A 26,327-nucleotide genomic window follows, 5' to 3' on the forward strand; every position below is an offset into this window, starting at 1 on the left:
GATTATTTGGTTAGATAGCTCTTTAAGGTTTTGAAATATAACTGTACTTATGTTGTTTGCTAGCTCGAGTTCAGTTTGAATAGTCATTATAAATATAAAAAGGGACTTTAAAAGTCCCTTTTTTAATGCAATTTTAACCTTGAGAAGTCAACAAAGCCTAAAGTGAATTAGTATTATTTTTTATCAAAAGCGCGTTTCATGTAGTTAGGTGTAGCGAGTGCACCATGATGAATACCGCTGTTGTAGTATTCACTTTGCTCAGCTATTTGTGCTGCGCCGTCTTCTCTAAAACCGTCAAATGCTTGTGATTTACGTGCAAGTGTTACCGACCATAAACCGCTTGGGTAAATTGGTTGCGGGAATGGCAGTGTTTGTAAATCGTTAAAGCCTACGCTTAGCATTGCTTCGCGCATTTCAACTAATAATGGCATATGCATAAGAGGTGATTCGCTTTGTTGTACTAAAATACCACCTGGGCGCAGTGCATCTAAACAGCTTGTGTAAAACGCATGATTAAATAAACCTTCACCTGGACCCACCGGATCGGTGCCATCAACAATAACCACGTCGATAGATTCGCCAGCGGCTTCGCGCATGTATTTAATACCGTCGTCAAACATAACCGTTGCACGGGCGTCGTTGTTAGATTCACAAAGCTCTGGGAAGTATTTTAACGACATTTGCGTTACTACTTCGTCTATATCTATTTGCGTTACAGTTTCTACGCCTGGGTGTTTTAATACTTCGCGTAAAGTACCGCAGTCGCCGCCGCCAATAATAACGACGTTTTTAGGGTTTGGGTGCGCTAAAAGTGCAGGGTGGCTGATCATCTCATGATAAAAGAAGTTTTCGCGGGTTGTTACCATAGTACACCCGTCGATGATCATTAAATTACCAAAGTCTGTGGTTTCAAACATTTCTACCTTTTGAAAAGGAGACTGTTTTTCATCTAACTTTTTATTAATACGTAATGAAAATGCGCTGCCATCGCGGTCGCTAATTTCAGTAAACCACTTACTTTGATCTAAATTTGCCATAGTTACTATTACACTTTTTTAGGTTGAGTATGAAAAAGGGGCAATTCTGCCAGTGCTTGGCGTTTTGCTCAATGACATTTTAACTGATTTGACGAATAAAGTTAGTTAGGAGTGAGTGAAAGTTCAATTTTTGTTAGCCTAGTGGATAGTGACGTATTAAAATGCGCCTTTATACCTAATTGACTAAAGAAGAGTTGCCATGACCTGGGGTTTAGAAACAGCACGCGCCACTTATAACGTTGCTCATTGGAGTGATGGTTATTTTGATATTAACGCACAAGGCGAACTGGTGGCTTACCCAGATGGCGACCAAACAAAACCGGCCATTTCTTTAACGCAATTAACAGAGCAGTTTAAACAACAAGGTTTAACATTGCCGGTCTTAGTACGCTTTACTGATATTTTAAAAAATCGTGTAGACACCCTTACTAACGCGTTTACGCAAGTGCGAGCAAATCGTGAATATAATGGCAAATACACCTGTGTTTACCCAATTAAAGTAAATCAGCAACGCTCTGTAGTAAGTAAGCTATTAGCGCATCCAAGCGGACTTGTTGGCCTAGAAGCAGGCTCAAAGCCAGAACTTATGGCTATTTTGGGCGTAGCAAAAGAGCCAATCACTATTGTGTGTAACGGCTATAAAGACAGTGAGTTTTTACGCCTAGCGTGTATTGGTCAAGCAATGGGCCACAGCGTAAAAATTGTGGTAGAAAAGCTTTCAGAACTGACCACACTACTTGAAGAAATAGACAACCTAGGTATTGAACCGGCTATTGGTATTCGTATTCGCCTAAACTCAGTAGGCAAAGGCAAGTGGCAAAACACGGGCGGCGAAAAAGGCAAGTTTGGTTTAACGGCAGGCCAAGTACTAAGTGCTGTTGAAGTGCTGAAAAAGCATAATAAGCTGCACTTAATGCAAATGGTGCACTTTCATATTGGTTCTCAAGTCGCCAACATTCGTGATATTCACCGTGCTTTGCGTGAATGTGCACGCCACTTTGCTGAGCTTACACAATTAAACGTACCGTTAAACACCGTTGATGTAGGCGGCGGCTTAGGCGTTGATTACGAGGGCTCTGGCTCGCGCAGCGCGTGTTCAATGAACTACACCGTAGAAGAGTATGCGCGTAATGTAGTAAATGCATTTGCAGAGGTGTGCGATCAGCATAACCTTACGCATCCGGCCATTATCACCGAATCGGGGCGCGCTTTAACGGCTCATCATGCGGTATTAATTACTGATGTAATTGACGTAGAAAAAGCGCCCAATCATTTAAATCCAGAGCCACCGCTTGAAAATAGCGCATTAGTGCTTGATGAAATGTGGCAGTGTTTACAGCGTTTAAACCCGCGTATGGCACTTGAGATTTATCACGACGCTATGCACTTATTTAGCGAAGCGCACGATCAGTACGTGCATGGCTTAGTAAGCATGCTAGAGTGGGCGAAAATAGAGCAGCTTTACTTTACTATTTTACATCGTGTACGTGCATCGCTTAGTAATAATGCGCGCGCGCACCGTGAAGTACTCGACGATTTAAACGAAAAGCTTGCCGATAAACTCTTTGTTAACTTTTCATTATTTCAGTCGTTGCCTGATGTATGGGGTATTCAGCAGTTGTTTCCGGTTATGCCAATCGAAAACTTAACTCAACCATTGACTCAGCGCGCGATTATTCAAGATATTACCTGTGACTCTGACGGGCAAATCCGCGAATACGTTGAAGGCGCTGGTATCGAAACCAGCCTACCAATACCAGAATATAAGCACGGTGAGCAATACCACATTGCTATGTTTATGGTGGGTGCATATCAAGAAATTTTAGGCGATTTACACAACTTATTCGGTGACACTGATTCAGTGCATGTAGAGCTTAATGATGAAGGTTATGTGTTAACCAATGCCATAAAAGGTGATAGCGTTAAGGATGTATTAAAGTTTGTTGACTATGATAGCGCCATTTTAGCTGACAACTTTGCGTACCAAGTTAATAAACTTGATGTATCAGCGCAGTGTAAAGAAGGTTATTTAGCTGAGCTTAATGCAGGCCTTGAAGGCTATACCTATTTTGAAGATTAATTTGTAAGCAACTGAAAGCGCAGTATTAGTGGCTGCGCAATGTTTAAAGGAATGGAAGTAATGTCAGTTATTCGCGGTGTATTTAGTATTATTTTTTACACAATAAACACACTTTTTTGGTTTGTGCCTATTTTTATTTGTGGGCTTATAAAGCTTATACCTATTAAGCCTCTACAAAAGGTTATGAGCTGGGCTGCAAAGCAATTTGCAACTATTTGGGTGACCTTTAATAGCTTAAATCAAAAGTTATTTACGCCAACTAAACTTAATGTAACTGGCCTTGAAGACCTCAAGCTAAAGGATTGGTACCTAGTAATTGCAAATCACCAAAGCTGGGTCGATATTTTAGTATTGCAGCGCGTGTTTAACCGTAAAATTCCATTTTTAAACTTCTTTTTGAAAAAAGAGCTTATTTACGTGCCTATTCTAGGTTTGTGTTGGTGGGCGCTTGATTTTCCGTTTATGACCCGCACGAGTAAAAGCCAATTAAAAAAGAATCCAAAACTGCGTGGCAAAGACTTAGAAACCACGCGTAAAGCCTGCGAAAAATTTAAAGAGATGCCAGTAAGTGTGGTTAACTTTGTAGAAGGCACTCGTTTTACTACACAAAAGCACGCGCGCCAAAATAGCCCGTTTCCACATTTATTAAAACCAAAAGCGGGCGGTATCGCTTTTGTAATGCAAGCGATGGGCGAGCAAATTACTAAAGTGGTTAACGTTACAATTCATTACCCTGATGGCATTCCTACATTCATGGATTTTGCAGGTGGTAAGGTAAAAAATATCAACGTACACGTGGATGTAAGGCCTGTAAGCGAAGAGCTTATTGGTGACTACACCGGCGATTCTGAATTTAGAGTACGCTTTCAAAGCGAGCTAAATCGTTTATGGGAAAATAAAGAGCAAACATTACAATCGCTCGAAAAACACCCCAAATAAAAGGCAAAAATATGAGCTTACAGTTATGCTAAAAAAGTGGTTACCAAATTGGCTTAACGGCTTAATTGTGGGCTGCGTATTGTTTTCTAATGTAATGCTTTTTGGCTCACTAGTATTTGTACTAGGGCTTATTAAGTTATTACTGCCTTTGTCTGTTGTTAACTCTTTATTGCACAGCGCTTATCGAGGGTGGTGCAATGGCAATCGGTTTGGCTTGTGGTTAGGTTGTCCTAATATTATGGTTGATATAAGTGGCGATTTAAATTCAAAAAGTTGGTATTTACTTATATGTAATCACACGAGTTGGTTAGATATAACTGTGCTTAGCTCATTACATGCATTACCAGCCCCTAAGTTTTTTTTAAAAGATGAATTAAAATACGTGCCTTTTATTGGCACTGGTGCGTGGGCTATGGGTATGCCGTTTATGAAACGGGTAAGCAAAGCACAGCTTGCTAAAAACCCAAAATTGAAAGGGTTGGATGTAGAGCGCACAAAGCACAGCTGTCGCAATTTTCGTCACTATCCTACTACCATCGTTAATTTTGTTGAAGGCACACGCTTTACGCCAGCTAAGCATAATCTGCAGCAAAGTCCTTTTAAGCACTTATTAAAACCCAAAGCGGGTGGCATTGCTTTTGCGCTTGAAGTGCTAGCCAACCAATTTGATGCCATGCTAAATACAAGTTTAGTGTATAGCGGTAAAACAGATCACGTTTGTCGGAACTTACTCAAAGGCGAGCTAGATTCTATTTATGTTTCAATAGACGTAACGCCCATTAATGACAATATGCAGGGCAGCTATCAAACCGATGACGTATTTAAAGCTAATTTTCAACATTATGTGAATGAGCTATGGGTTGCGAAAGATCAGCAGCTTGCCGATATTTATGCTCAACAAGATTTACCTGAACCACAAATCAGTAAGGAAATTGAAACACTATGACCAACACCCACCTACAGGAGTTAATAGCTCCTTGGTTTGAAAAAGTACCCGATGCGGATTTTCTTAGTTCTATTACCGCAGTTTCAATAGGGATTTTTTCTTTATTAATTGTTTACTTATTTACTCGTAGGTTAATGTTACCAGGCATTCAAAAAGTGGTAACTAAGCTTTCGCCTCAACGTATTGGTTCGTTGTCGCCTATGCTTAATAAGCTTAATAGACGTATTGCAGGTATGCTTTGCTGCGTATTATTTTTGGCGACCTTTGACAGTGTTTATCCGGTTAATGAGCTGACCGCTGAAATTTTGAAAACGGTTGGCCAAGCCATACTAATTATTCATGTAGGTTTTATTTTTAGCAGTATTGTAAGCATTGCGGGTTCTATTTATAACCAATTGGAGTTTGCACGCGAAGTCCCTATTCAGGGCTTAATTCAGGTTGTTAAGCTAATCACCTTTATTGTGTGTGCTATTTTAATTGTAAGTATTTTCCTTGAGAAGTCACCCACTTATATTCTCTCTGGCTTTGGTGCTATTGCTGCTGTTACGTTATTAGTATTTAAAGACACTATTTTAGGCTTTGTAGCTAGTATTCAAATCGCAGCAAATCGCCTAGTAACCTATGGTGATTGGATTCAAGTAGAAAACTATGGCGCCGATGGCGAAGTAATTGATTTGGGTTTAAACACTGTAAAGGTACGTAACTGGGATAACACCATTACAACTATTCCAACTTATATGCTAGTTGCGGGTTCGTTTAAAAACTGGCGCGGTATGCAAGAGTCGGGCGGTAGACGTATTAAACGTTCACTTAATATAGATATGCACAGTATTTGTTTAGTAAGTGATGAATTTAGAAAGCAAATAGATGCGGCTATTCCGCTTCATGACTATATCCGAGTGACGACATTACCCGCTCAAGTTTCTAATTTAGGGCTGTTTCGTCGTTATGCTGAGGGCTATTTAAAGCAGCACAGTAAAATTAATACGTCGCTTACGTTAATGGTACGAGAGCTACAACCAATGAACCACGGGTTACCGATTGAGTTTTATTGCTTTAGTGAAGACAAACGCTGGATTTCGTACGAGCATCTACAAGCCGAAATAATGGACCATTTACTTGCAGTATTGCCAGTGTTTGGGCTTAGGGCATATCAAAGTGTGAGTGGGCAATTAAGCCCTCCTAACGAGCAACAAACAGATAAGCCAACATTTAGAGTGATGGCAAATAGTGCTGCAAAAGACCCACAGCAATAAATAAAGCTAAGAGCCACCAAATAGGTGGCTTTTTAAATCGCAGCCATGCAAATGTAATTATTAGTAACGCAACCTGCCAAAGGTTATGCACAGCCGATGTCCAAATTGGTGAATACAATGCGGCCGCTAAAAAACCGACTACCGCTGCATTAAGCGCCGCTATTGAACTTGCAAAACGTGGCTTACTTGCCAAATTAATCCAACTCTTCTGAAACGCCAGTATAAGTAAAAAACCAGGCATAAATATAAGCAGTGTAGCTATAAGGGCACCCACTAAAGGTTGCTCAGTAGTAAGTTGTGCGCCTAAGTAAGTAGCAATAGTAAACATTGGCCCTGGCACTGCCTGTGCACTCGCGTAAGCACTTAAAAACTGATCATCACTCAATGCTGGTACGCCAGCTTGAAGTACCGGCAGTACTACGTGTCCGCCGCCAAACACCATTGCACCCGCTTGGTAAAAAGGGGTAAACAAAGCAAACTCATGCCCTAGTGGAATAAAGCTAACCCCAAGTAAGAGCGCAAATAACCCCAGTGCAATCCAATTAATATTACTGTTTTTACTGCTAACATCGTCTGCTACTGTGCCAAGTTTTAATAAAGGCCATATAGCACCTACTGTTGCAGCGGTGATTAAAATCGCTATTTGAGTTCCCATCATTGGAAATAACACCAAGGCAAGTGTACTCATTATCGCAAGTAACTTAAGCGCAGCACTTGTACAAAAGCTTTTAGCCATACTAAGTGTTGCATCCGCGACTATAACAACGGCAAATAACTTTAAGCCTGCAATAATTGCAAAGTAAACAGCGTCAAACTGATGGGCACTAACCGCAAGCAGCACCATTATTAAAAACGAAGGCAAGGTAAAGCCTACAAAAGCAGCTATACCACCCAGTACTCCTGCACGCTCAACACCAATAGCAAAACTAACTTGGCTAGAGCCTGGCCCTGGTAATGCTTGGCTTAAACTAATAAGTTGTGCGTAACGGGTGTTAGTTAGCCAATTTAACGAATCTACAAAGTGGCGCTTAAAATAGCCTAAATGCGCAGCGGGGCCACCAAAACTCATGCACCCTAGTAAAAAAAATTGTCTAAAAATAGCAATTAACATTGCGCCAATATCCTTTGTAAAATTCATTAAATTGTCACAGCGTAGTATGACATTTTTATTAAAACGGCACATTAGTTTGAGGTCTGTTTAACAATCAAGCAAGATGCGCTGCTTTTAACACTCTCTTCATAGTTTGTTCATACATGTATTTGCATACTCTTGCTAAATTCTTAATGAATAGGGTATCACCATGACTTTAACTAAATCACTTTTAAGCGTAACCGTAGTAGCTGTATTACTTTCTGGTTGTGAAATGAATAACACCGGCAAAGGTGCGGCTATTGGCGCAGCAGCGGGTGGCGTATTAGGTAAAGCAACAAGTAACCATAAAGATAAGCGTATTTTTATAGGCGCTGCTATCGGCGCACTAGCTGGCGCTGCAGTGGGCAACTACATGGATAAGCAAGAAGAAGCATTTCGTGATGAACTTGCAGGCTCTGGTGTTGAAGTTGTACGTGAAGGCGATAACTTGCGTTTAGTTATGCCATCTAATATTACGTTTGCGACCGACCAATCTTATATTTCGTCTGGCTTTAACGATACCTTAGATGCGATTGCTAAAGTGATGAACAAATACGAAAAAACGTACCTAAGTATTGAAGGCCATACAGATAGCACAGGTAAAGACAGCTACAACATGAACCTATCGCGTGAACGTGCTCAAAGCGTTAAAAACTACTTAGTGAACCAGCAAATCATGGCTGAGCGTGTAAGTACTATGGGTTATGGCGAAACACGTCCAATTGCGACTAACGATAGTGCAAATGGCCGTGCTCAAAACCGCCGTGTAGAAATTCAAATAGTACCAAACACTGAAGAATAATTAGTCTTTATTAAACTGTAATTCACACAGTTTTTGATACAACGGGTTACTTGCTACTAATTCTTGGTGGGTACCCGTTGCTATAATCTCTCCATTTTCCATGACTACAATCACATCGGCATGTTTAACCGTTGCTAGTCTATGGGCAATAATAAGCGTGGTGCGGTTTTGCATTAAATGCTCAAGCGCAGCTTGCACGTGGTGCTCACTTTGAGCATCGAGTGCACTGGTTGCTTCATCTAAAAGCAGTATTTCAGGGTCTTTTAAAATAGCGCGTGCCAGTACAATACGCTGCTTTTGCCCACCCGATAACCTCACACCTTGCTCACCTAAAAAACTGTTATAACCTTGCGGTAATTGTTTAATAAATTCATCAGCATGAGCATGTTTGGCAGCGGCATATACTTGCTCGTCACTTGCTTTTGGGTTGCCGTAGCGAATGTTATGCATTACATCGGAGCTAAATAAAATAGGGTTTTGCGCTACCATACCCATTTTACCTCTGAGGGTATTAAGCGATAATTCTTTAATGTTTATATCTTTAAATTTGATGGCTCCGCTAGCCGGATCGTAAAAGCGCTGTAGTAATTCAAATAAGGTTGTTTTACCTGCGCCAGAAGGGCCAACAATAGCCACAGTTTGGCCTTGAAGTATATTTAAACTTATTTTATTAAGTGCGCTTACGTCTGGGCGAGAAGGGTAGTTAAAGCCTATATTCTCAAGCGTAATAGCAGGGCTGTTACTATTTTTTAGTAAGTTACTATCTTGTGGATTTAGTGGGTTTTCTATCTCACTTTTAACAGCAAGTAACTCAAGTAATCTTGCAGCTGCGCCTGCTGCGCGTTGTAGTTCGCCATATACTTCAGCAACGGTTGCCACCGACATTGCTACCATAATAGCGTAAAACACAAAGGCTCCTAGCTCACCGCCAGTCATGGTACCTGCTAATACGTCGCTGCCGCCGACCCACAGCATTGCGCTAATAGCGCTAAAAGTTAAAAATATTACCGCTGCAATTAAAAACGAACGTTGCTTAATGCGGCTTTTAGCCACATTAAAGGCTTTTTCGGTTTCAAGTGCAAAAGCGTGCTGCTCTTGCTCTTCGTGGCTATAGCTTTGCACTACTTTAATATTTTGTATGATTTCGCCGGCATAGGTACTTATGTCGGCAATAGCATCTTGGCTAGAACTTGCAAGTTTGCGCACCTTTTTACCAAATATCATCATAGGAACAAGTACCAACGGCACACAAGCAACAACTACTAAAGTAAGTTTTAAATTAGTAAACAACAGCATAGCAAGCCCACCAATCAACATAAGTACACTGCGAAGCGCCATAGAAAATGATGAACCAATAATTGATTGCAGTAATGTTGTGTCGGTTGTCAAACGCGACATAAGTTCGCCACTGCGGTTTTCTTCAAAGTAGCTTGGGTGCAAAGTAACAATGCGATTAAACACGGCTTTGCGAATATCGTTACTGACTCGCTCGCCAATCCACGACATTAAATAAAAACGGCTAAATGTGCCAACGGCCAATAAACTAATTAAACCAATAAGCACCAATACAGCTTGTTGTAACTGATCTTTAGAGCCTGCAATAAAGCCATGATCTATGACAAACTTAACACCTTGCCCTAATGACAAGTTAACGCCTGCCGTTACGAGTAATGCGGCTAGAGCGGCGACTACCATCCATCTATACGGTTTAATAAAAGCAAAAATAGGTAATAAACTACTAAAAGCGGCTTTTTCGGGCTTAGGTGTTGTTTTTGACATAGTGGATTCTTTTTAAAGGTTAAGGTATAGATATGGCACTAAGATAATAAAAATCAATACTCTTAAATATTAGCATCAATAAGGAAACGTTATGACTACTGCAACTGTAAGTGGAGAATTTAATGTAAATTTAGCCCCAATAGAAGGCTACGCAAGCGGCCAAAACGGCGTTAATTTAGGGCGCATGTCGATAGATAAAACATTTAAAGGTAGCTTAAATGCTACCAGCCAGGGCGAAATGCTAAGCGCCATGACACCCACGCAAGGCGGTGCCGGTTACGTTGCCATAGAGCAAGTAATAGGCGAGCTTGACGGCAAAAAAGGCAGCTTTGTACTGCAGCATTTTGGCACGATGGATAAAGGCCAAGACAGCCTAATTTTAAATGTAATTCCCGACTCAGGCACTCATGAGCTAGAAGGGTTAACGGGCAGTATGAAAATATGTATTGAGCAAGGGATTCACTACTACGATTTTGAATACACTTTATAATACCAATCCGCAATATTACTTAATCATTTTGCGGGCCTAAACGTGTCGCTACCTGCGTTAAAAAATTCTCATTTAGAACAACTAAATAGCGAATTTTTTGCCTAGCTATCAACACGTTTTTCCATCCTCAAAAAAGATCACTTAAATAAGCGAATTGGTATAAGACACTCAAGGATTAAAATGCAAAAAGTAATCGAATTTAGAAAGACCCGTTTTTTGGGTGGGGTAGATATAGTCGCACTGAATGACCGCATACAGGAATTAAACCAAGATGGCTGGAAAGTAATAAACGCAGTGCCATTGACAGGCTTTTATGGCCAAGTGCATGGTTATACTTTGTTTATTGAAACTGACGAGCTTTAAATGACATTTACAGTATGGTTAAGCCTAGCGGCTATTTGTATGATGGGCGCAATGTCGCCAGGACCAAGTTTAGCGGTGGTTTTAAAGCACTCACTTAACGGTAGTATGAAAAACGGTATGCTTGCCGCGCTCAGTCATGGTACTGGCGTTGGCTTGTATGCCGGTGCATCGTTATTAGGGTTAGGCGCTTTAATGACGCAGTTTCCAACTGTTTATCAAATACTCGTTTACTTAGGTGCGGCCTATTTGGCGTATTTAGGTATAAAAATATTGCTAGCAAAACCAAGTAATGACGAACTTGAAGTACAAAAAAGTGAGGTAAGTGCAGCTAAAGCATTACAAGATGGTTTTGCCATTGCTTTTTTAAACCCCAAGCTCGCGATTTTCTTTTTAGCCTTGTTCTCACAGTTTATTGACCCTCAGCTACTTACTTTAAGTGTGGGCATAATTATGTGCTTAACCGTGTTTGTAATTGATACCGGTTGGTACTTGCTGGTGGCGTTACTGACAGAGGTTTCAAAAAACCGCTTTGGATTTACCAAACAAAACCCGTGGCTTGATAAAATACTGGGAGTCGTATTTATTGCTCTTGCGATAAAAGTGGTGCTTAGCCTTTAAATAGCGTTCCAAATGCAGGTGTCTGTACGCGCATACACCTGCAGCCTAACCCTCATGCCCTGCATACGTATTCATCACATTAATTTTACCTTTTAGTTACAATTTGTTGGTTGTGTTTTGAACAACACAGCAACACCTGACAACAATAACTCAAAGGTTCACACACATGGACAAGTTTAAACTAAGTGCACTTATGCTGGCTTTATTTGCCGCAAATAGTGCATTGGCTGCAAACGAAGGCTCAACAAATCAATCACCCAGCACACAAGCTGAAGATTTAGAAATTATTGAAGTGCGAGGCTTTAGTCGCAGTTTAATCCAATCTTTAAATCAAAAGCGTTTTAGCGATACGGTGTCAGAACAAATTTCTGCCGATGATTTAGGGGCATTGCCTGATATTTCAATGGCCGATGCGCTTACACGATTACCAGGTATTTCAGCAGTAAGAACGGGCGGCCAAGCGGCGCAAATTAATATACGCGGGCTGTCGGGCGGGTTTGTATTTTCAACACTTAATGGCCGCGAGCAAGTATCTACAAGTGGCAGCCGCAGTATTGAGTTTGACCAATATCCGTCAGAATTAATTAGCTCTGCGGCGGTATACAAATCGCCAAAGGCATCGCTTATTGAAGGTGGCGTGGCCGGTACGGTAGAGCTTGAAACCGCCAGCCCACTCAATAACGACCAAACACATAAATTTGTAGCTAATGTGCGCGGTATGTATAACGACCGCGCCTCAGAGGTGTCGGATGCCACTGAGTTTGGCGACCGAATTAGTTTTTCGTATCAAGGCAAATACCTAGACGACACATTAGGCGTAGCGCTTGGCTATGCGCGTTTGTTTCAGCCAAGTGTAGCAACGCAGTTTATTGGCCTTGCGTACAACGATACAAAAGACGTTGATGGCGCAGCTAACGACACCAATGGCCCTTTAGCTAATCCAGAAAACGAATACATTAGCGAAGGCTTTGAGCTACAGCATTTAGGCGGCGAAGAAACCCGTAATGGTTACTTAGCAGCTGTAGAGTGGGCGCCGGTAGATAACTTTAAATTAAAAGGTGATGCGTTTTTATCGCGCTTTGATAAAGAGTCGTTTGCTCGCGGCTTGAGGGTTAAATTAGGCGGGCCAACAGCTGCATATGCTAACGCTCAGCTCGATGGTAATGCCGTAATAGGCGCAGCGGTTAACCGCACTTCGCAAAGCTATACCCGCGTTGAAATAGTAAACGACGACAACCAAGACTTTGACGAAGTAGATAGTTTTGGCGTTAATGCCGATTGGCAGGTAACCGATAGATTAAGCGTAAATGCCGATGTGTCGCTTTCTCGCGCAAAAAGTAATTTTAGAAATGGCTTACTGTGGAGCTTAGTAGCAGAAGATGCCAATGCAGAAACGCCAGTATTTGATAACAACGTAGCAATTAACTATCAATTAAACGGCTTAAATTTACCTGACGTTGGGTTTAATCAGGCGGCCGCCTTTAGCGATATAGACCGTGTAATGGTCAGCAAATATGGTATTTACCCAGATCAAACAGAAGATGAAGTAACGGCATTTAGGCTCGATTTTAAATACGAGTTAGAAAGCGATATATTTAGTTCCGTAGAGTTTGGTGCGCGCTACTCAGATAGAGAGTACAGCCGAAAACGATCGGTATTTGAGTACGGTAACGACGGGGCGTTTTCAGCAACGCAACCGCCTTTACGTTTAACCAACGATATGGCCTCTGTGGTTGACTGGCAGGGCGAGTTTAGTTATTTCCCATCGTATTTAGCGATTGATTTAGACAAAGCGCTCAATGCGTGGTTTCCAGATGGCACGCCCGAGCCTGTTCAAACATGGGGCAACGCCGATGGCGTAGACGACGCGCAAGGTTACACAAGTAACTATTCGTGGACAGTGCTACAAAGCGGCTCGGTGTTTGAAGATGTGCTAGCTGCGTACGTTATGGTAAACATTAACACGCAAATAGGGGGGCTCGACCTATCGGGTAATGTGGGTGTGCGCCGCGTTGAAACCGACCAATCAGCAACGGTACTAGAAAACGTAGCAGGCGATGCGCGCTTAGGTGCGCAAAATATTGTTGATGAGAACGGCATTGTAAATGATTTATACGCGCCTAATGTATTAGGCACTAAATACACCGACTACTTACCATCATTAAATTTAAATCTGCAACTTAACGACAATTCACTTGTGCGCTTTGCTGCGGCTAAAGTAATGTCGCGTGCGCCAATTAACCGCTTAGCGGGCGATGCCAGTGCAAACGTAAGCGATGATGGTGTTATTAATGGTTCAAGTACTAATAACCCATTTTTAAAACCCTTTTATGCCGACCAATACGACTTATCTTACGAATATTATTTTGAAGAAGGTAACGGTACTATCGCAGCAGCGTTATTTTATAAAAATATAGACTCGTTTGTTGAAACCTTATCAATCGAAAACTTCGACTTTAAAGGCAATGGCTTTAACGTACCTGACTCTATAGAAGACCCCGTTAGTGGCGAGCAAGTTGCGACAACAAACGGTATTTACACCACGGCAGTTAATAACGGTGAAGGTGGCTATATCAGAGGGCTAGAGCTTGCTTATACGCAAGTGTTTACCTTTTTACCTGAGCCATTTAATGGCTTAGGCGCTAACGCAAGTTACTCATACACCGAAAGTGAAATTGAATCGATTACCAGCTTAGGGGGCGACACGTTATCGCAATCTTTACCTGGGCTATCTAATAACGTGTTTAATGCCACGGTTTTTTACTCAATGGATGATTTTGAAACCCGCCTTAATGTGCGTTACCGCGATGAATTTGTATCAGAGCAGGTTGCCATTAACGAGCAAGTGGTTAATTTTGATGCTGAAACCGTAGTCGACTTTCAAACCTCTTATCGCTTTAGCGACTCGCTAACAATGCTTTTGCAAGTTAATAACTTAACCGATGAACCAACCCAAAGTTACTTTGGCTCAGAGCAACGAACAGGGACGACTCAGTACTTTGGTCGTCAGTTCTACCTTGGTTTTACATACAGTCATTAATTAGCAAACGGAGCGTTTAAAAATGAAAATTATAACTATGTCTAAATATTTGCTAATAACGTTAGCGTTAATGCTATTAGCAGCGTGTGGTGGAACAGGTGATGTTGAATCTGGTGAACCATTACTTACCTGTAATGTGCCACAAGTCCCTAATGAAGCGGGGTCACAATGTGTCGATCCCGAACCTATATCGTGCCCTGCACCTACAGTACCTGATGAAAATAACGAAAGTTGCGTGGTTGACGCCGACCCAACCCTGCCAGACCCTGTTGTATTTGCAGGGGAGGGAGAGGCGGTTTTATTTTATAACCGCTTAGCCGATGATAACTACGAAGGCTACCGATTACATTCGTGGAATAACGATGTGTGTGATGCTTATGCACCACCATTTGATACCAGTGATTGGGCTAACGGCCATGAATACGATGGTATTGATCCAAACTACGGTGCGTACTGGATAATTAACCTTAAAGAGGGTTATAACGAATGTGCTAATTTTATTATTCATATTGGTACAGAAGGGTCAGGTAAGGCGTTTGGTGATGTTGATTTAACCATGCCGCTGATGCAAGACGATGAAACCTTTCAGCGTATGAACTTTACCATTCATGGCGAGCCTTCGGTGTTTGAATACCCTATATTAAGTTTAGGCGAACGCGCAGTTGCTATAACAGGTGCTTCAGCGCATTGGATAGATTTAAATACTATTTTGTATAAACCAAGTAACGAGTTTACAAGCCTAATTAAGTTACATTCATCAGCTACGGCTGAGCTTGAAGTGGATATTGATACTGGTTTAAACGGCGATACTGTTACGCTGCAATCAAGCAATATAACTGATGAGCAAGCGTCAAAAGTACCGCATTTAACCACCTGGAACGCATACGAAGGAAGTTGGGATACAAGCACGGCTAAAGCACTTATTAAATCGCAGCTTGTTATTGCAGGTTACGATAGTGAAGGCACGCTGCTAGAAGCAAGCTATGTGCAAACCGCTAAAGCACTCGATGCCCTTTATACGCAAGGCGAAGACGATGCTAATGAAGCTGTGCTGGGTGTAAACTATGGCAATAACGCGATTGATGTAACTGTGTGGGCACCCACCGCTAATAACATGATGCTAAATGTGTTTGATGATGCAAAAACACAAGTGCACTCTACTCCAATGACATTAAATACACAGACAGGTATTTGGCAGGCAAGTTTAGATATGCAATACGACCGCCACTACTACCGCTTTAATTTTGATGTTTACCACCCACTGACTCAGCAAATAGAGTCGCTTTGGAGCACAGACCCTTACTCACTAAATGTATCTACCAATGGTTTATACAGCCAGTTGATTAATTTAGCCGATGAAGACACTAAACCCGAAGGCTGGGATACACGCCTTATTCCTACTGTAGAAAACCCAGAAGATGCGATTATTTACGAGGGCCATGTACGTGACTTTAGTGCGCGCGATAACAGCGTAACAGAGGCTAACCGCGGTAAATACCTTGCATTTACTGAGCTAAATAGTGCTCCTATGCAGCACTTACAAACTTTGGCTCAAAATGGCTTAACGCACTTTCATTTATTACCTATTACTGATATTGGCACCATAGATGAAGACGTCAGTAAGCGTGTAGATATTAGCGATACGCTAGGAGATTTATGTGAGCAAATCAACGATGAAGCCGATGCGTGTAAAACCCAAGATAAAAACAGCACCATTATTGATTTAATGGGCGGTTATTTACCAGGCTCAGATGACGCACAAGCACTTGCTGATGCTATGCGCAGCTTAGATAGCTTTAACTGGGGTTACGATCCGCATTACTTTATTGCGCCTGAAGGCTCGTACGCCTCAAGCCCAGAGGGCATTGCCCGCGTTAAAGAAACCCGCGCTATGGTGCAATCACTGCAATCTATTGGTCTGCGCGTAGTGCTTGATGTGGTTTATAACCATACAACATCGTCGGGTATTTGGGACAAGTCGGTATTTGATAAGCTAGTACCGGGTTACTACCATCGCTATAACGAAGTAAGCGGTGAAATAGAGCGCTCAACGTGTTGTGAAAATACAGCTACAGAGCATGTAATGATGGATAAGTTTGTTAGTGATTCATTAGTTATTTTGGCGCGTGAATTTGGCTATGACAGCTTTAGATTTGATGTAATGGGGCACATGCCAAAATCGTCAATTCTTGCAGCACGTGATGCAGTGCAAGCTGTTGATGAAGATAACTACTTTTATGGCGAAGGTTGGGACTTTGGTGAGGTGGCAAATAACCGCTTATTTGTGCAAGCCAAACAAGCCGATATGGCCGGTAGCGAAGTAGGTACCTTTAACGACCGTATTCGTGAAGCCGTTCGCGGCGGCGCATTATTTAGTAATAGCTCAACGGATGGCAATTTAGCAGAGCAAGACACGTTACGTTTGTCACTTGCGGGTAATTTACAAAACTACGTTTTAAAAGACTTTAAAGGTAACTCAGCAAAGGGTAATAGCTTTACTTGGAATACTCAGCCAACGGCGTATGCACTAGACCCTGCCGATAGCATTCATTACGTATCAAAACACGATAACGAAACACTATGGGATCAGCTGCAATATAAACACAGCACTAATATGAGTATTGAGCAGCGCGTTCGTGCTCATAATATGGCATTAGCACTTCCGCTTATGAGCCAAGGTATTCCATTTATGCAAATGGGCGCCGACTTGCTGCGTTCAAAATCGATGGATCGTAACAGCTACGACTCGGGCGACTGGTTTAACTTTGTGGATTTTACCCAAAATACCAATAACTGGAATATTGGCTTGCCACCCGCACAAGACAACGAAGTGAAATGGCAAGAAATTATGCCTATTTCTGCTAATACCCAAGCGGCTGCACAGCCACAAGATATTACCTTTGCACATGATGTATTTAATGAATTTTTACAAATACGTAGTAGCAGCCCACTCTTTAGATTAACCACAGAGCAAGATGTTATTGAGCGGGTGGGTTTTCATAACGTAGGTAAAGCGCAGCAACATGGCTTAATAGTAATGAGCATTGATGATGGCGAAGGGCTAACAGACTTAGACCCTGCATTTGATGCGCTTGTTGTCGTGATTAACGCAACCGAGCAAATCCTTAGCCATACTATTGCCACCGCAGCGGATTTTGAATTACACAATGTATTAAAAAACAGTGTTGATGCAAGTATGGCTAGCGCCAATTTTGCTGCTGGCGATAACGAAGGCACATTTACTGTACCGCCTTATACATTAGCTGTATTCACTAAAAACCAAGGTGAGAGCCAAGGTGTTGGTTTAAGTGCAAATGCGACCGTAGGCGCGCCTGATGTAGTACCTTATGGCAGCACCGCTGTGTTTGTGCGCGGTAGTTTAAACGACTGGGGCACACGCGATGCATTTGAATATATTGGCGATGGTGAATACCGTATAGCAATTGCACTGAGCGCTGGCGATTACGAATTTAAAATTGCCTCAGAAGATTGGTCTACGGTTGATTTTGGTGCGCTTTCTGACGCTGATAAAGATGTAGTTGAAAACCAAAGCGAGCCATTAACGCGCTCAGGTGCAAACATGACATTTAGCGCTGCCATTGATGCAACGTATGTATTTTCGCTTGATGCTTCAAACCCTGAAAATCCAACGCTTACTTTATACAACGAAGAGCCATTTATAGGCACCGCTATTTATGTGCGCGGTACGCTTAATGACTGGGGAGTAACCGATGAGCTAAGTTATAAAGGTAAAGGTATTTACACCTTTACTAAAACACTGAGCGCTGCAAGTTATGAATTTAAAGTAGCGTCAGAAGATTGGAGCACGGTTGATTATGGATCGGCTGAGGGAGATGCCAGTGTTATGGTTGGCACTGTAGAGCAGTTGTCGGTTGCGGGCGCGAATATGACCATCGACATTGCAGAAGAAGGTGAATACCAGTTTATATTTGACGCCAGTGATTTAAATAACGTATCGCTAAAAGTGCTCAACGCTGAAATGTTTGCACAAACGACAGTGTTTATTCGTGGCAGCTTAAATGACTGGAGTACTGATAACCCGCTGATGTACGAGGGTGATGCAATTTACTCTACATCAATAGAGTTAGAAGCGGGTGACTACGAATTTAAAGTAGCGTCTGAAGATTGGAGTACCGTTGATTACGGTGGAGCAGGCGATACGCCGGTAGTGGCAATTGATGAACTAACACCACTTGAAGCCGTAGGTGCCAATATAGCACTAAATATTACCGAACAAGGTACTTACACGTTTAATGTAATAGGCCCAGATAGAGAAAATGTAAGCATACTTATTAATAAGCAGTAGCAGTTTGTTTTTTCAGACCTAAGCCGAGCATAGCCCTGTATGCTCGGCTTTTTTGTATGTACATAAGTGTGTGAAAGTATATTTGAATGCTAATTATAAATGTTTGGACTAAATTGCATTCAATATTAGATTGGCGTACTTTTATAAATCCCCAACCATACAAAAGAAAGCTAATGAGTAACTTAACCTTAAAAAGTGCTAATTTTGATCCTAAAGTAAAACAATACTGGATGGTTACTGCCTCGCTATTTGCAATGTTGGCTCTTGTTACTATACCGCTTATACCTATCATTTTACTGATTATATGGCTGGTGGGCGGACGAATACTCGCAGCTATGTCAGCTGACTTATTACCACAAAAATTGGTAGTTAAACGTGGCATATTATTTAAAGAAGAAAAATCTATTCCGCTTGAAAAAATAACCGATGTTGGGTTAAGCCAAGGGCCGCTTATGCGAATTTTTGGATTATATCGTTTAAGTTTTGAAACAGCTGGGCAGTCAGGAAATGGTGCTTTAGTGTCTTTGCTTGGTGTAGTTAATGCGAGTGAGTTTAGAGAGGCGATACTTGAGCAAAAAGATGTATTGGCTAATCAAGGTAAAGCGTCGCAGCAGGCAACAGAGCAAAGTGAGAAAGAGCTACTGAGAGCACTTACTTATAGTGTTAAAAATATTGAGCAGATGCTACTTGTTTTACTTGATGAAAGGCAGCAAAAGTAGCCTGCTTTAAAATTGTAAAGTTTATAAGGATATTTTTATGAATACGGATATAAAAAATATATTTAATAATTATCCTGAGATAGTAAAAAGTAAGCTTATAAAATTACGAGAGTTAATTTATACCGTAGCACAAGAGCAAAACTTAGGAGCTGTTGAAGAGTCTTTAAAGTGGGGAGAGCCAAGTTATAACACAATAAATGGCAGCCCCATTCGCGTAGGCTTTAAGGGCTCCTCGTATTATTTGTTTTTTCATTGCCAATCAAAGCTAGTAAGCACATTTAGAGAGTTGTATTCCCACACTCTCACTTTCGAAGGTAACCGGGCAATTTTATTAAATAGTGAAAAGCCATTACCAGAGTACCCAGTTAAAGAGTGTATTAAATTAGCACTGACTTATCACAAAGTTAAACGCCTACCTTTACTAGGCGCATCATTATAAGTATTCAATTGATGTTTAAAACACACTACATATTTGGTTTGCGTCACAGGTAATAACGGTTACGTTTTCATAACCCACACGCGTTAACGCTTCTGCTCCCAACGTTGCGCGTGCACCACTTGCGCAGTGCACGTAAATAGGGCGAGCTGCGTCTTTTTCTATTTCCATCAGTTTCATCTCGAGTAATCCACGCGGAATATTTATAGCGCCAGTAGCTGCTTTTGTCGCGTGCTCTGCAGGTTCTCGCACATCAATAAGTAAACCTTTATTTTGTTCAAGCTCGAGTTTTGCTTGCGCTGCGTCAATACGGCGTTGGTTAGGTGTGATAATTTTTAGTAAGTCAGGGATTGATGTAAGCATTAGTTTGTAAATCCTCTTTTTCTTAAAAAAGACATTAATAGGTGCTACTTGGTATAAGTAGGTTGAATTGAGTTAATACTTATAAATAACGTTAAAAACTGAAAGTTACTTTATATAAAGTAACTTAATAGTGCGGATACTGCTACAGCACTTCCGCCGATTAATAAAATGGCATCGCTAGTTTCATGGCCATCTTAACATTAGTAAAACCTAATGTTAATTATATTAGAACTTACTAATGTAAAAGTCTATACTTAAAAAGGTATTAAAAAAGAGAAATAATAAAAATGAATATTGAACAACTAGCTGTCAACGCAGAGCAAGCCGAACAGTTTTTAAAATTAATGGCTAACAAAAATCGCTTAATGATTTTATGTAGTTTATTACAAGGTGAGCAAAGTGTAGGTGAGCTAAATAAAAATGTACCTTTAGCACAGTCAGCGTTATCTCAGCATTTAGCAAGTTTACGCAAGGCAGGTATGGTTGCTACTCGCAGAGAAGGGCACACTATTTATTACTCGTTGACCGATCCAAAAGTTGAGTCGATCATTGCTTTGCTATATGAGTGGTTTTGCCGACAAGAAAATACTAAATAAACGTAGCTATTTCATCGAGTGATTTTTTATCCAGTGCATGAGCAGGTATTGTTGCGTCATCACTTGGGTAGCCTGTAATAAGTAGCATGTATGGGCGTTCATTATCTTTATCGCGATTACATATGTCGGTTAAAAAACTCATTGGCTTTGGAGTATGAGTAAGGGTTGCCAAACCACTGCGGTGCAGTGCTTGAATTAAAAAGCCGGTAGCTAAGCCAACAGACTCATGCACATAATAATTCGTATTTTTATCATCAGTGCTTACGCCGCCCTTTTTTTGACTAAATACAGCTATAAGCCAAGGTGCATGCTCTAAATAAGGTTTATTGGCGTCGGTACCTAACGGTTTTAGCGCATCTAACCACTCTTCACCTGCTCTGCCTTCGTAAAAAGAACGCTCTAATTTTTCTGCGGCTTCTCTTATTTGTTTTTTTACATCGCTACTGTTTATAGCCACAAAATGCCAAGGCTGATGATTCGCCCCACTTGGTGCTGTGCCCGCTGCTTTTATACATGCTTCAATAATATTTTTTGGTACTGGGCGATCGCTAAAGCTGCGAATGCTATGGCGGCGTTGGCTGGTTTGTAAAAACTCGTTAGCACGATTTAGCATTTCTTCATGTGGATATTCTATAAAGTCATTTAACGGCTGGCTTTGGTGATCTTGCATGGCTTTTCGCTTCTTATAAAAAGTATATGTGGTTTTTATACCGAGTGAATACAGTGCAGGCAAGTGTTATGAGTTTAAATTATGTTTATTTGTTGTTACAAATTTAACCAGTAAGTAACTTATGTTCCTATTTTCCTTGTGGTATAAAACATTATAAAAATAATTACTCATATTCAAGGAAGTAAAAATGCTATCAATAACAGGGTTATCTAAAACCTACGATAACGGCGTACATGCACTACAAGGTGTTGATTTATCTATCGGCAAAGGGATGTTTGGATTACTTGGGCCAAATGGCGCAGGTAAATCATCGCTAATGCGTACCATTGCAACACTGCAGTCGGCTGATTCAGGTTCAATTACTTTTGATGGCATTGATGTATTTAAAGACCCACAGGCTTTGCGCCAACGTTTAGGTTACCTACCGCAAGATTTTGGTGTATACCCACGGGTAAGTGCCTACGACTTGCTAGACCATATGGCTGTTTTAAAGGGAATTCATAATAAAGCAGAGCGTAAAGAGTCGGTTGAAGGATTACTTGCACATACTAATTTATATCAACATCGCTCAAAAGCGGTAAGTGGCTTTTCGGGCGGTATGCGCCAGCGTTTTGGTATTGCACAAGCCTTACTAGGTGACCCCGACTTACTTATCGTTGATGAACCAACAGCGGGGCTAGATCCTGAAGAGCGTAATCGTTTTCATAACTTGTTAGTAAGCTTAGGCGAGCAAAAAGTCGTTATATTATCGACCCACATTGTTGAAGATGTAGCAGAGCTTTGCCCAAACATGGCGGTGCTGGCAGGCGGTAAAATACTATTAGAGGGCAATCCAATTGCCCTTACCGATAAACTCCAAGGCCAAATTTGGCGCAAAGCCATGAGCCAAGAAGAAGCGCTAGAGCTTGAACCGCAGCTGCCTGTTATTTCAAAACGCTTATTTGCTGGGCAAACCATATTACATGTATTAGCCAATGAAGCCCCTGAAGGTTTTGAGCTCAGCAGTGCAAACCTAGAAGATGTGTATTTTTCTACGTTGCTTAATCATCGTAACAGCCAAGTAGCATAAGGGGGCGCTATGTTTTTTAATATGCTCGCGTTTGAGCTGCGCTATTTTATGCGTCAGCCTTCGTTTTATGTGACCTCATTAATATTCTTTTTTATGGCGTTTTTTATAAGCTCCAGTAGTAAGTTTCCGTTAGGTGGGGCTAATGTTCATATGAACTCGCCTTATACCATTATGGTTTTAACGGTTACCTTTTGTACGCTTGCTATGTTTTTAGTGGTTAACTTTGTTGCAAGCTCAGCGATTCGCAACAGCGAGACCAAAATGGATGAGCTGGTGTTTAGTAAGCCCGTTAACCCGCTTGCTTATCAATCAGGACGTTTTTTTGGTGCTTACTTGGTTGTGCTAGTTGTTTTTTTAACTGTGCCATTAGGCGTGTGTTTAGGATCTCAATTTGGCTTGTTGGTTGGCTGGCTCGATAGCGAGCTAGTAGGCCCCAATAAGTTTATATATTACGCAGCGCCTTTTTTATATTTAGCAGTGCCAAGCTTATTGGTCCTCAGTGCTATTTTTAATAGTGTGGCGGTCTATTTTAAAACCATGATGGCGGTATATGTAACGGCTGTGGTGGTTTATATAACCTACCAATTGGCGAGTATCTATTTTGACGATTTAGCGTTTAGAAATATTGTTGTTTACGCAGACCCATTTGGCACAGGGTCGTTAATTGACTTAACCCGTTACTGGACTGTAAGTGATAAAAATACTGAAGTGTTAACGCTTTCGGGCGATTTTTTAATTAACCGTATTTTATGGGTAGCAATAAGTTTAGCGATGTTTTTTGGCCTCGGAAAGTTAGGTAATCGTGTAGTCACTAAAAAACAGAAAAAGCAATTTGCTGTCTCTACGTTTGTAAAAAATAAACAAGCAGCACTTATTAGCAGCGCTAAAAATTACAAGTCAAAAGGGGTAAATACGAAATCGCAATTAGTAATGCGCAGCTTATTTGAACTTAAGCAAGTTATATTAAGTGCCCCTTTTATGATTTTAGCGGGTGTCAGTATTACTATGTTACTCGCACCACTTTTTGCACTTATTGGCGCATATGGCACAACGGATTGGCCGCTCACACAAAACATGGTGGGCATAATTCAAAACTCCTCCGCTTTGTTTATGTTTATCATTATTGCTTATTACAGCGCAGAGCTGGTTTGGCGAGAACGCCAAAGTGGTATGGGTGATATTGTTGACAGTTTCCCGGTGCATAACAGTGTGTTTTGGGTATCTAAAATTATTGCGTTAATCACTGCAGTTTGTGGCCTTTATTTAGTAGGCATGATGTTTACCATTGCAGTGCAACTGTTTAAGGGGCAATTTAACCTAGAGCTTGGCCAGTACTTATTTAGGTTGGGTTACCTTACATTACTGCCTTTAATTATGATGGCTATATTGGCGTTCTTTTTACAAATAATTAGCCCTAATAAATACATAGGTATGGGTTTATTTATTCTGTATTACATTGCTCAAATGGTAATGGGTGCTTACGGGTTTGAGCATCATATGTATCATTTTTCTCAAAGCAGTAGCGTACCGTATTCTGATATAAATGGTTATGGACATTTTTTACAAGGCGCGCATTGGTATACCCTATATTGGGGGGCATTGAGTGTGTTTTTAGCTATTGTAGGGTTTGCTTTATGGCATCGCGGCCCGTCGCAAACATTGCGTACTCGTTTATCTTTAGTACGTTACAACATGTCTTTAAAAGGCCAGATTGCAGCCGTTATAAGTTTATTGGTATTTGTGGGCGCGGGTTATAACATTTATTACAACACCCGTGTAATCAACGAGTTTGTAACAAGTGATGATAACGAAGCGCTACAAGTAAGGTATGAGCAAGAGTTTTCACAATACAAAGACTTGCCACTGCCTATAATAACTGATGTTGATTTAAACATTGATATTTATCCTAAAAAGCGTGCTTTAAATGCCGTGGCTAAAATTAAGTTTACCAATACCGCAAACGAGCCAATAACCCGTGTGTTAATCAACGAGCCTAGCCAATCTAAAAGCTGGGATGTAAAAATGGCGGGCGGAAAAATAGTAGAGCGTTTAACCGATTTTGGCATGGTATGGTTTGAGTTTGAACAACCGCTAATGCCCAATGAAGTGCGAGAAGGCGAGCTCTCAGTTTCTCGTGAACACGACGGTTTTGTTGATAGAAGATCTGATACTCAACTCGTGCACAGCGGTACATTTGTAAATAATGGAGAATTATTACCAAATTTTGGTTATCAAAAGTATTTTCAAATTGCTGACAAGTATGAGCGCCGTAAGCACGAGTTACCTGAACTTGAGCGCGCACATAAACTAGAAGACAGCCGTTATTATACGCAAAATGAGTTTGGGCCTGCTAATGGGTTTATAAACTATAAGGCAACGGTAACCACCGATGAGTCACAATTTGCTATTACACCAGGTTACTTAAAAAGTGAGAGTGTAAAAGATGGACGCCGCACCTTTGTTTATGAAATGGATGCTCCAATTATAAACTTTTACTCTGTGCTTTCGGCAGAGCTTGAAAGTAAAAAGGTTGAGCATAATGGGGTAAATATTGAGGTGTACTACCACAAAGATCATGCATGGAATGTTGACCGCATGATTGAGTCAGTTCAAGACTCAATAGATTACTACACACAAGCCTTTGGCCCGTATCAGCATAAGCAGTTACGTATTATTGAGTTTCCTAAGTATCGCTCGTTTGCGCAAAGTTTTGCCAATACGGTACCTTACTCAGAAAGTATTGGTTTTATTACAGACCTAAGAGATGAGAGTAAAGTTGACCTACCTTACTATGTAACCGCACATGAAGTTGCGCACCAATGGTGGGGGCATCAAGTATCAGGGGCTAATGTAGAGGGTAGTGCTGTTATTTCTGAAACACTTTCCCAGTACAGTGCGCTTATGGTGCTAAAAAAACGCTTTGGCGCCGAGAAGCTCCGTAAATTCTTAAAGTACGAGTTAGATAAATACTTAATGGGCCGTACTGGCGAAGCCTTTGAAGAAATGCCACTATATAAAACGCAGGCTCAACAATACCTTCATTACAATAAAGGCTCAGTTGCGATGATGGCGATTTATGATCGTTTAGGTGAAGTACGCTTAAATGCAGCACTTAAAGCGTTTTTGAATGAGTTTAAATATCAATCAACGCCATATCCAACCACACTTGATTTACTTAGTTATTTAAAGCGAGATGCAACACAAGCTGAACAACGTTTTATTGATGATCAGTTTAAATATATAACGCTTTATGAGCTTGAAATGAAAGAAGTGTCGGTTACAGATGATGTTGATGGCGAAGGTTTTTATACAGTAACACTGAGCGTTGAAGCAACTAAGCAGCATGCCGATGGACAAGGTGAAGAAACTGAGCAGCCGCTCGATGAGCTAATTGATATTGCATTGTTTAGCGACGACCCTGAAAACTTACTCGCTGAAGACTTTGTTATTTACTCGAAAAAGCATCAAATAGTATCTGGTACCAATACTATTGAGCTAAAAGTAAAAGAAAAACCATTATTTGCGGGGGTTGATCCTTACATTAAGCTGGTCGATAAAGACAGTAAAAACAACTTAACTAAGTTTTAAAGTCTATTTATTTACTAAGGACTTAAACTGACTACTTTAAAGGCCGCATTTATGCGGCCTTTATGTGTAATAAACTG

Annotated in this window: 20 protein-coding genes; 15 read left to right on the forward strand and 5 right to left on the reverse strand. The window is 41.0% G+C overall.

From position 1 onward, the window contains the following. Positions 1-173: 173 nt before the first annotated feature. Positions 174-1,037: a polyamine aminopropyltransferase gene (gene speE / locus I6F10_RS13490; protein ID WP_008138747.1), complete on the reverse strand. Its 864-nt coding sequence runs from the start codon at positions 1,035-1,037 to the stop codon at positions 174-176. Positions 1,038-1,236: 199 nt separating this feature from the next. Between speE and speA the strand changes: the two genes are divergently transcribed. Genes speA through I6F10_RS13510 form a run of 4 tightly spaced genes read left to right on the forward strand, consistent with a single transcriptional unit; the run spans position 1,237 to position 6,258 of the window. Then, complete coding sequence (gene speA / locus I6F10_RS13495) at positions 1,237-3,117, forward strand: biosynthetic arginine decarboxylase (protein ID WP_197098979.1); 1,881 nt, start codon at positions 1,237-1,239, stop codon at positions 3,115-3,117. A gap of 60 nt (positions 3,118-3,177) precedes the next feature. Next, complete coding sequence (locus I6F10_RS13500; protein WP_024604493.1) at positions 3,178-4,056, forward strand: acyltransferase; 879 nt, start codon at positions 3,178-3,180, stop codon at positions 4,054-4,056. A gap of 25 nt (positions 4,057-4,081) precedes the next feature. After that, positions 4,082-5,002 (forward strand): acetyltransferase, encoded by a 921-nt coding sequence (locus I6F10_RS13505; protein WP_165744197.1) that lies wholly within the window; start codon positions 4,082-4,084, stop codon positions 5,000-5,002. Next, entirely contained in the window at positions 4,999-6,258 is a 1,260-nt protein-coding gene (locus I6F10_RS13510; protein ID WP_002959539.1) for a mechanosensitive ion channel family protein, read from the forward strand. The genes I6F10_RS13505 and I6F10_RS13510 overlap by 4 nt, the downstream gene beginning before the upstream one ends. Here I6F10_RS13510 and chrA read toward each other — a convergent pair. Then, on the reverse strand, positions 6,215-7,369 hold the full coding sequence (gene chrA, locus I6F10_RS13515) for a chromate efflux transporter (RefSeq protein ID WP_197098986.1): 1,155 nt from the start codon (positions 7,367-7,369) through the stop codon (positions 6,215-6,217). The two genes, I6F10_RS13510 and chrA, sit on opposite strands and share 44 nt — an antisense overlap. A 190-nt stretch (positions 7,370-7,559) precedes the next feature. Between chrA and I6F10_RS13520 the strand changes: the two genes are divergently transcribed. Next, positions 7,560-8,192 (forward strand): OmpA family protein, encoded by a 633-nt coding sequence (locus I6F10_RS13520; RefSeq protein ID WP_002959537.1) that lies wholly within the window; start codon positions 7,560-7,562, stop codon positions 8,190-8,192. Here the strand turns inward: I6F10_RS13520 and I6F10_RS13525 are convergent, their stop codons facing one another. Beyond that, on the reverse strand, positions 8,193-9,971 hold the full coding sequence (locus I6F10_RS13525; protein WP_165744196.1) for an ABC transporter transmembrane domain-containing protein: 1,779 nt from the start codon (positions 9,969-9,971) through the stop codon (positions 8,193-8,195). A 91-nt stretch (positions 9,972-10,062) separates the two neighbouring features. Here I6F10_RS13525 and I6F10_RS13530 point away from each other — a divergent pair, with 91 nt between their 5' ends. The 7 genes from I6F10_RS13530 to I6F10_RS13560 all read left to right on the forward strand — a co-directional run bounded on the left by I6F10_RS13530 (position 10,063) and on the right by I6F10_RS13560 (position 19,967). Then, the gene (locus tag I6F10_RS13530; RefSeq protein ID WP_165744195.1) at positions 10,063-10,461 is read left to right on the forward strand and encodes a DUF3224 domain-containing protein; all 399 of its coding nucleotides are present in this window, start codon (positions 10,063-10,065) and stop codon (positions 10,459-10,461) included. 180 nt (positions 10,462-10,641) lie between these two features. Continuing rightward, complete coding sequence (locus I6F10_RS13535; protein WP_024599480.1) at positions 10,642-10,824, forward strand: hypothetical protein; 183 nt, start codon at positions 10,642-10,644, stop codon at positions 10,822-10,824. Then, entirely contained in the window at positions 10,825-11,442 is a 618-nt protein-coding gene (locus tag I6F10_RS13540; protein WP_039490504.1) for a LysE family translocator, read from the forward strand. Positions 11,443-11,608: 166 nt separating this feature from the next. Continuing rightward, positions 11,609-14,482, forward strand: coding sequence for a TonB-dependent receptor (locus I6F10_RS13545; RefSeq protein ID WP_165744194.1), 2,874 nt, complete (start codon positions 11,609-11,611; stop codon positions 14,480-14,482). Positions 14,483-14,504: 22 nt separating this feature from the next. After that, positions 14,505-18,809 (forward strand): alpha-1,6-glucosidase domain-containing protein, encoded by a 4,305-nt coding sequence (locus tag I6F10_RS13550; protein ID WP_197098980.1) that lies wholly within the window; start codon positions 14,505-14,507, stop codon positions 18,807-18,809. A 173-nt stretch (positions 18,810-18,982) separates the two neighbouring features. Next, complete coding sequence (locus I6F10_RS13555) at positions 18,983-19,528, forward strand: PH domain-containing protein (protein ID WP_197098981.1); 546 nt, start codon at positions 18,983-18,985, stop codon at positions 19,526-19,528. Between the two features lie 37 nt (positions 19,529-19,565). Beyond that, complete coding sequence (locus I6F10_RS13560; protein WP_197098982.1) at positions 19,566-19,967, forward strand: DUF1801 domain-containing protein; 402 nt, start codon at positions 19,566-19,568, stop codon at positions 19,965-19,967. 15 nt (positions 19,968-19,982) lie between these two features. On the opposite strand, the gene I6F10_RS13565 is transcribed toward I6F10_RS13560, so the two are convergent. After that, positions 19,983-20,327, reverse strand: coding sequence for a rhodanese-like domain-containing protein (locus I6F10_RS13565; RefSeq protein WP_002959525.1), 345 nt, complete (start codon positions 20,325-20,327; stop codon positions 19,983-19,985). 287 nt (positions 20,328-20,614) lie between these two features. Between I6F10_RS13565 and I6F10_RS13570 the strand changes: the two genes are divergently transcribed. Then, on the forward strand, positions 20,615-20,923 hold the full coding sequence (locus tag I6F10_RS13570) for an ArsR/SmtB family transcription factor (protein ID WP_197098983.1): 309 nt from the start codon (positions 20,615-20,617) through the stop codon (positions 20,921-20,923). Here the strand turns inward: I6F10_RS13570 and I6F10_RS13575 are convergent. After that, complete coding sequence (locus I6F10_RS13575; protein ID WP_024594835.1) at positions 20,916-21,593, reverse strand: nitroreductase family protein; 678 nt, start codon at positions 21,591-21,593, stop codon at positions 20,916-20,918. The genes I6F10_RS13570 and I6F10_RS13575 overlap by 8 nt on opposite strands. Positions 21,594-21,780: 187 nt before the next feature. Between I6F10_RS13575 and I6F10_RS13580 the strand changes: the two genes are divergently transcribed. Beyond that, complete coding sequence (locus tag I6F10_RS13580; RefSeq protein WP_002959519.1) at positions 21,781-22,662, forward strand: ABC transporter ATP-binding protein; 882 nt, start codon at positions 21,781-21,783, stop codon at positions 22,660-22,662. 9 nt (positions 22,663-22,671) lie between these two features. Further along, positions 22,672-26,250, forward strand: a complete 3,579-nt coding sequence (locus I6F10_RS13585; protein WP_197098984.1) for an ABC transporter permease/M1 family aminopeptidase — start codon at positions 22,672-22,674, stop codon at positions 26,248-26,250. The last annotated feature ends 77 nt before the right edge of the window (positions 26,251-26,327 follow it).

The sequence above is a fragment of the Pseudoalteromonas sp. SWYJZ98 genome (genome assembly GCF_015864495.1).
GTDB lineage: Bacteria > Pseudomonadota > Gammaproteobacteria > Enterobacterales > Alteromonadaceae > Pseudoalteromonas > Pseudoalteromonas distincta.

Coding starts and splice junctions, on each gene's coding strand:
- speE (WP_008138747.1), bottom strand. CDS start 1,037: ATGGCAAATTTAGATCAAAGTAAGTGGTTTACTGAAATTAGCGACCGC.
- speA (WP_197098979.1), top strand. CDS start 1,237: ATGACCTGGGGTTTAGAAACAGCACGCGCCACTTATAACGTTGCTCAT.
- I6F10_RS13500 (WP_024604493.1), top strand. CDS start 3,178: ATGTCAGTTATTCGCGGTGTATTTAGTATTATTTTTTACACAATAAAC.
- I6F10_RS13505 (WP_165744197.1), top strand. CDS start 4,082: ATGCTAAAAAAGTGGTTACCAAATTGGCTTAACGGCTTAATTGTGGGC.
- I6F10_RS13510 (WP_002959539.1), top strand. CDS start 4,999: ATGACCAACACCCACCTACAGGAGTTAATAGCTCCTTGGTTTGAAAAA.
- chrA (WP_197098986.1), bottom strand. CDS start 7,369: ATGTTAATTGCTATTTTTAGACAATTTTTTTTACTAGGGTGCATGAGT.
- I6F10_RS13520 (WP_002959537.1), top strand. CDS start 7,560: ATGACTTTAACTAAATCACTTTTAAGCGTAACCGTAGTAGCTGTATTA.
- I6F10_RS13525 (WP_165744196.1), bottom strand. CDS start 9,971: ATGTCAAAAACAACACCTAAGCCCGAAAAAGCCGCTTTTAGTAGTTTA.
- I6F10_RS13530 (WP_165744195.1), top strand. CDS start 10,063: ATGACTACTGCAACTGTAAGTGGAGAATTTAATGTAAATTTAGCCCCA.
- I6F10_RS13535 (WP_024599480.1), top strand. CDS start 10,642: ATGCAAAAAGTAATCGAATTTAGAAAGACCCGTTTTTTGGGTGGGGTA.
- I6F10_RS13540 (WP_039490504.1), top strand. CDS start 10,825: ATGACATTTACAGTATGGTTAAGCCTAGCGGCTATTTGTATGATGGGC.
- I6F10_RS13545 (WP_165744194.1), top strand. CDS start 11,609: ATGGACAAGTTTAAACTAAGTGCACTTATGCTGGCTTTATTTGCCGCA.
- I6F10_RS13550 (WP_197098980.1), top strand. CDS start 14,505: ATGAAAATTATAACTATGTCTAAATATTTGCTAATAACGTTAGCGTTA.
- I6F10_RS13555 (WP_197098981.1), top strand. CDS start 18,983: ATGAGTAACTTAACCTTAAAAAGTGCTAATTTTGATCCTAAAGTAAAA.
- I6F10_RS13560 (WP_197098982.1), top strand. CDS start 19,566: ATGAATACGGATATAAAAAATATATTTAATAATTATCCTGAGATAGTA.
- I6F10_RS13565 (WP_002959525.1), bottom strand. CDS start 20,327: ATGCTTACATCAATCCCTGACTTACTAAAAATTATCACACCTAACCAA.
- I6F10_RS13570 (WP_197098983.1), top strand. CDS start 20,615: ATGAATATTGAACAACTAGCTGTCAACGCAGAGCAAGCCGAACAGTTT.
- I6F10_RS13575 (WP_024594835.1), bottom strand. CDS start 21,593: ATGCAAGATCACCAAAGCCAGCCGTTAAATGACTTTATAGAATATCCA.
- I6F10_RS13580 (WP_002959519.1), top strand. CDS start 21,781: ATGCTATCAATAACAGGGTTATCTAAAACCTACGATAACGGCGTACAT.
- I6F10_RS13585 (WP_197098984.1), top strand. CDS start 22,672: ATGTTTTTTAATATGCTCGCGTTTGAGCTGCGCTATTTTATGCGTCAG.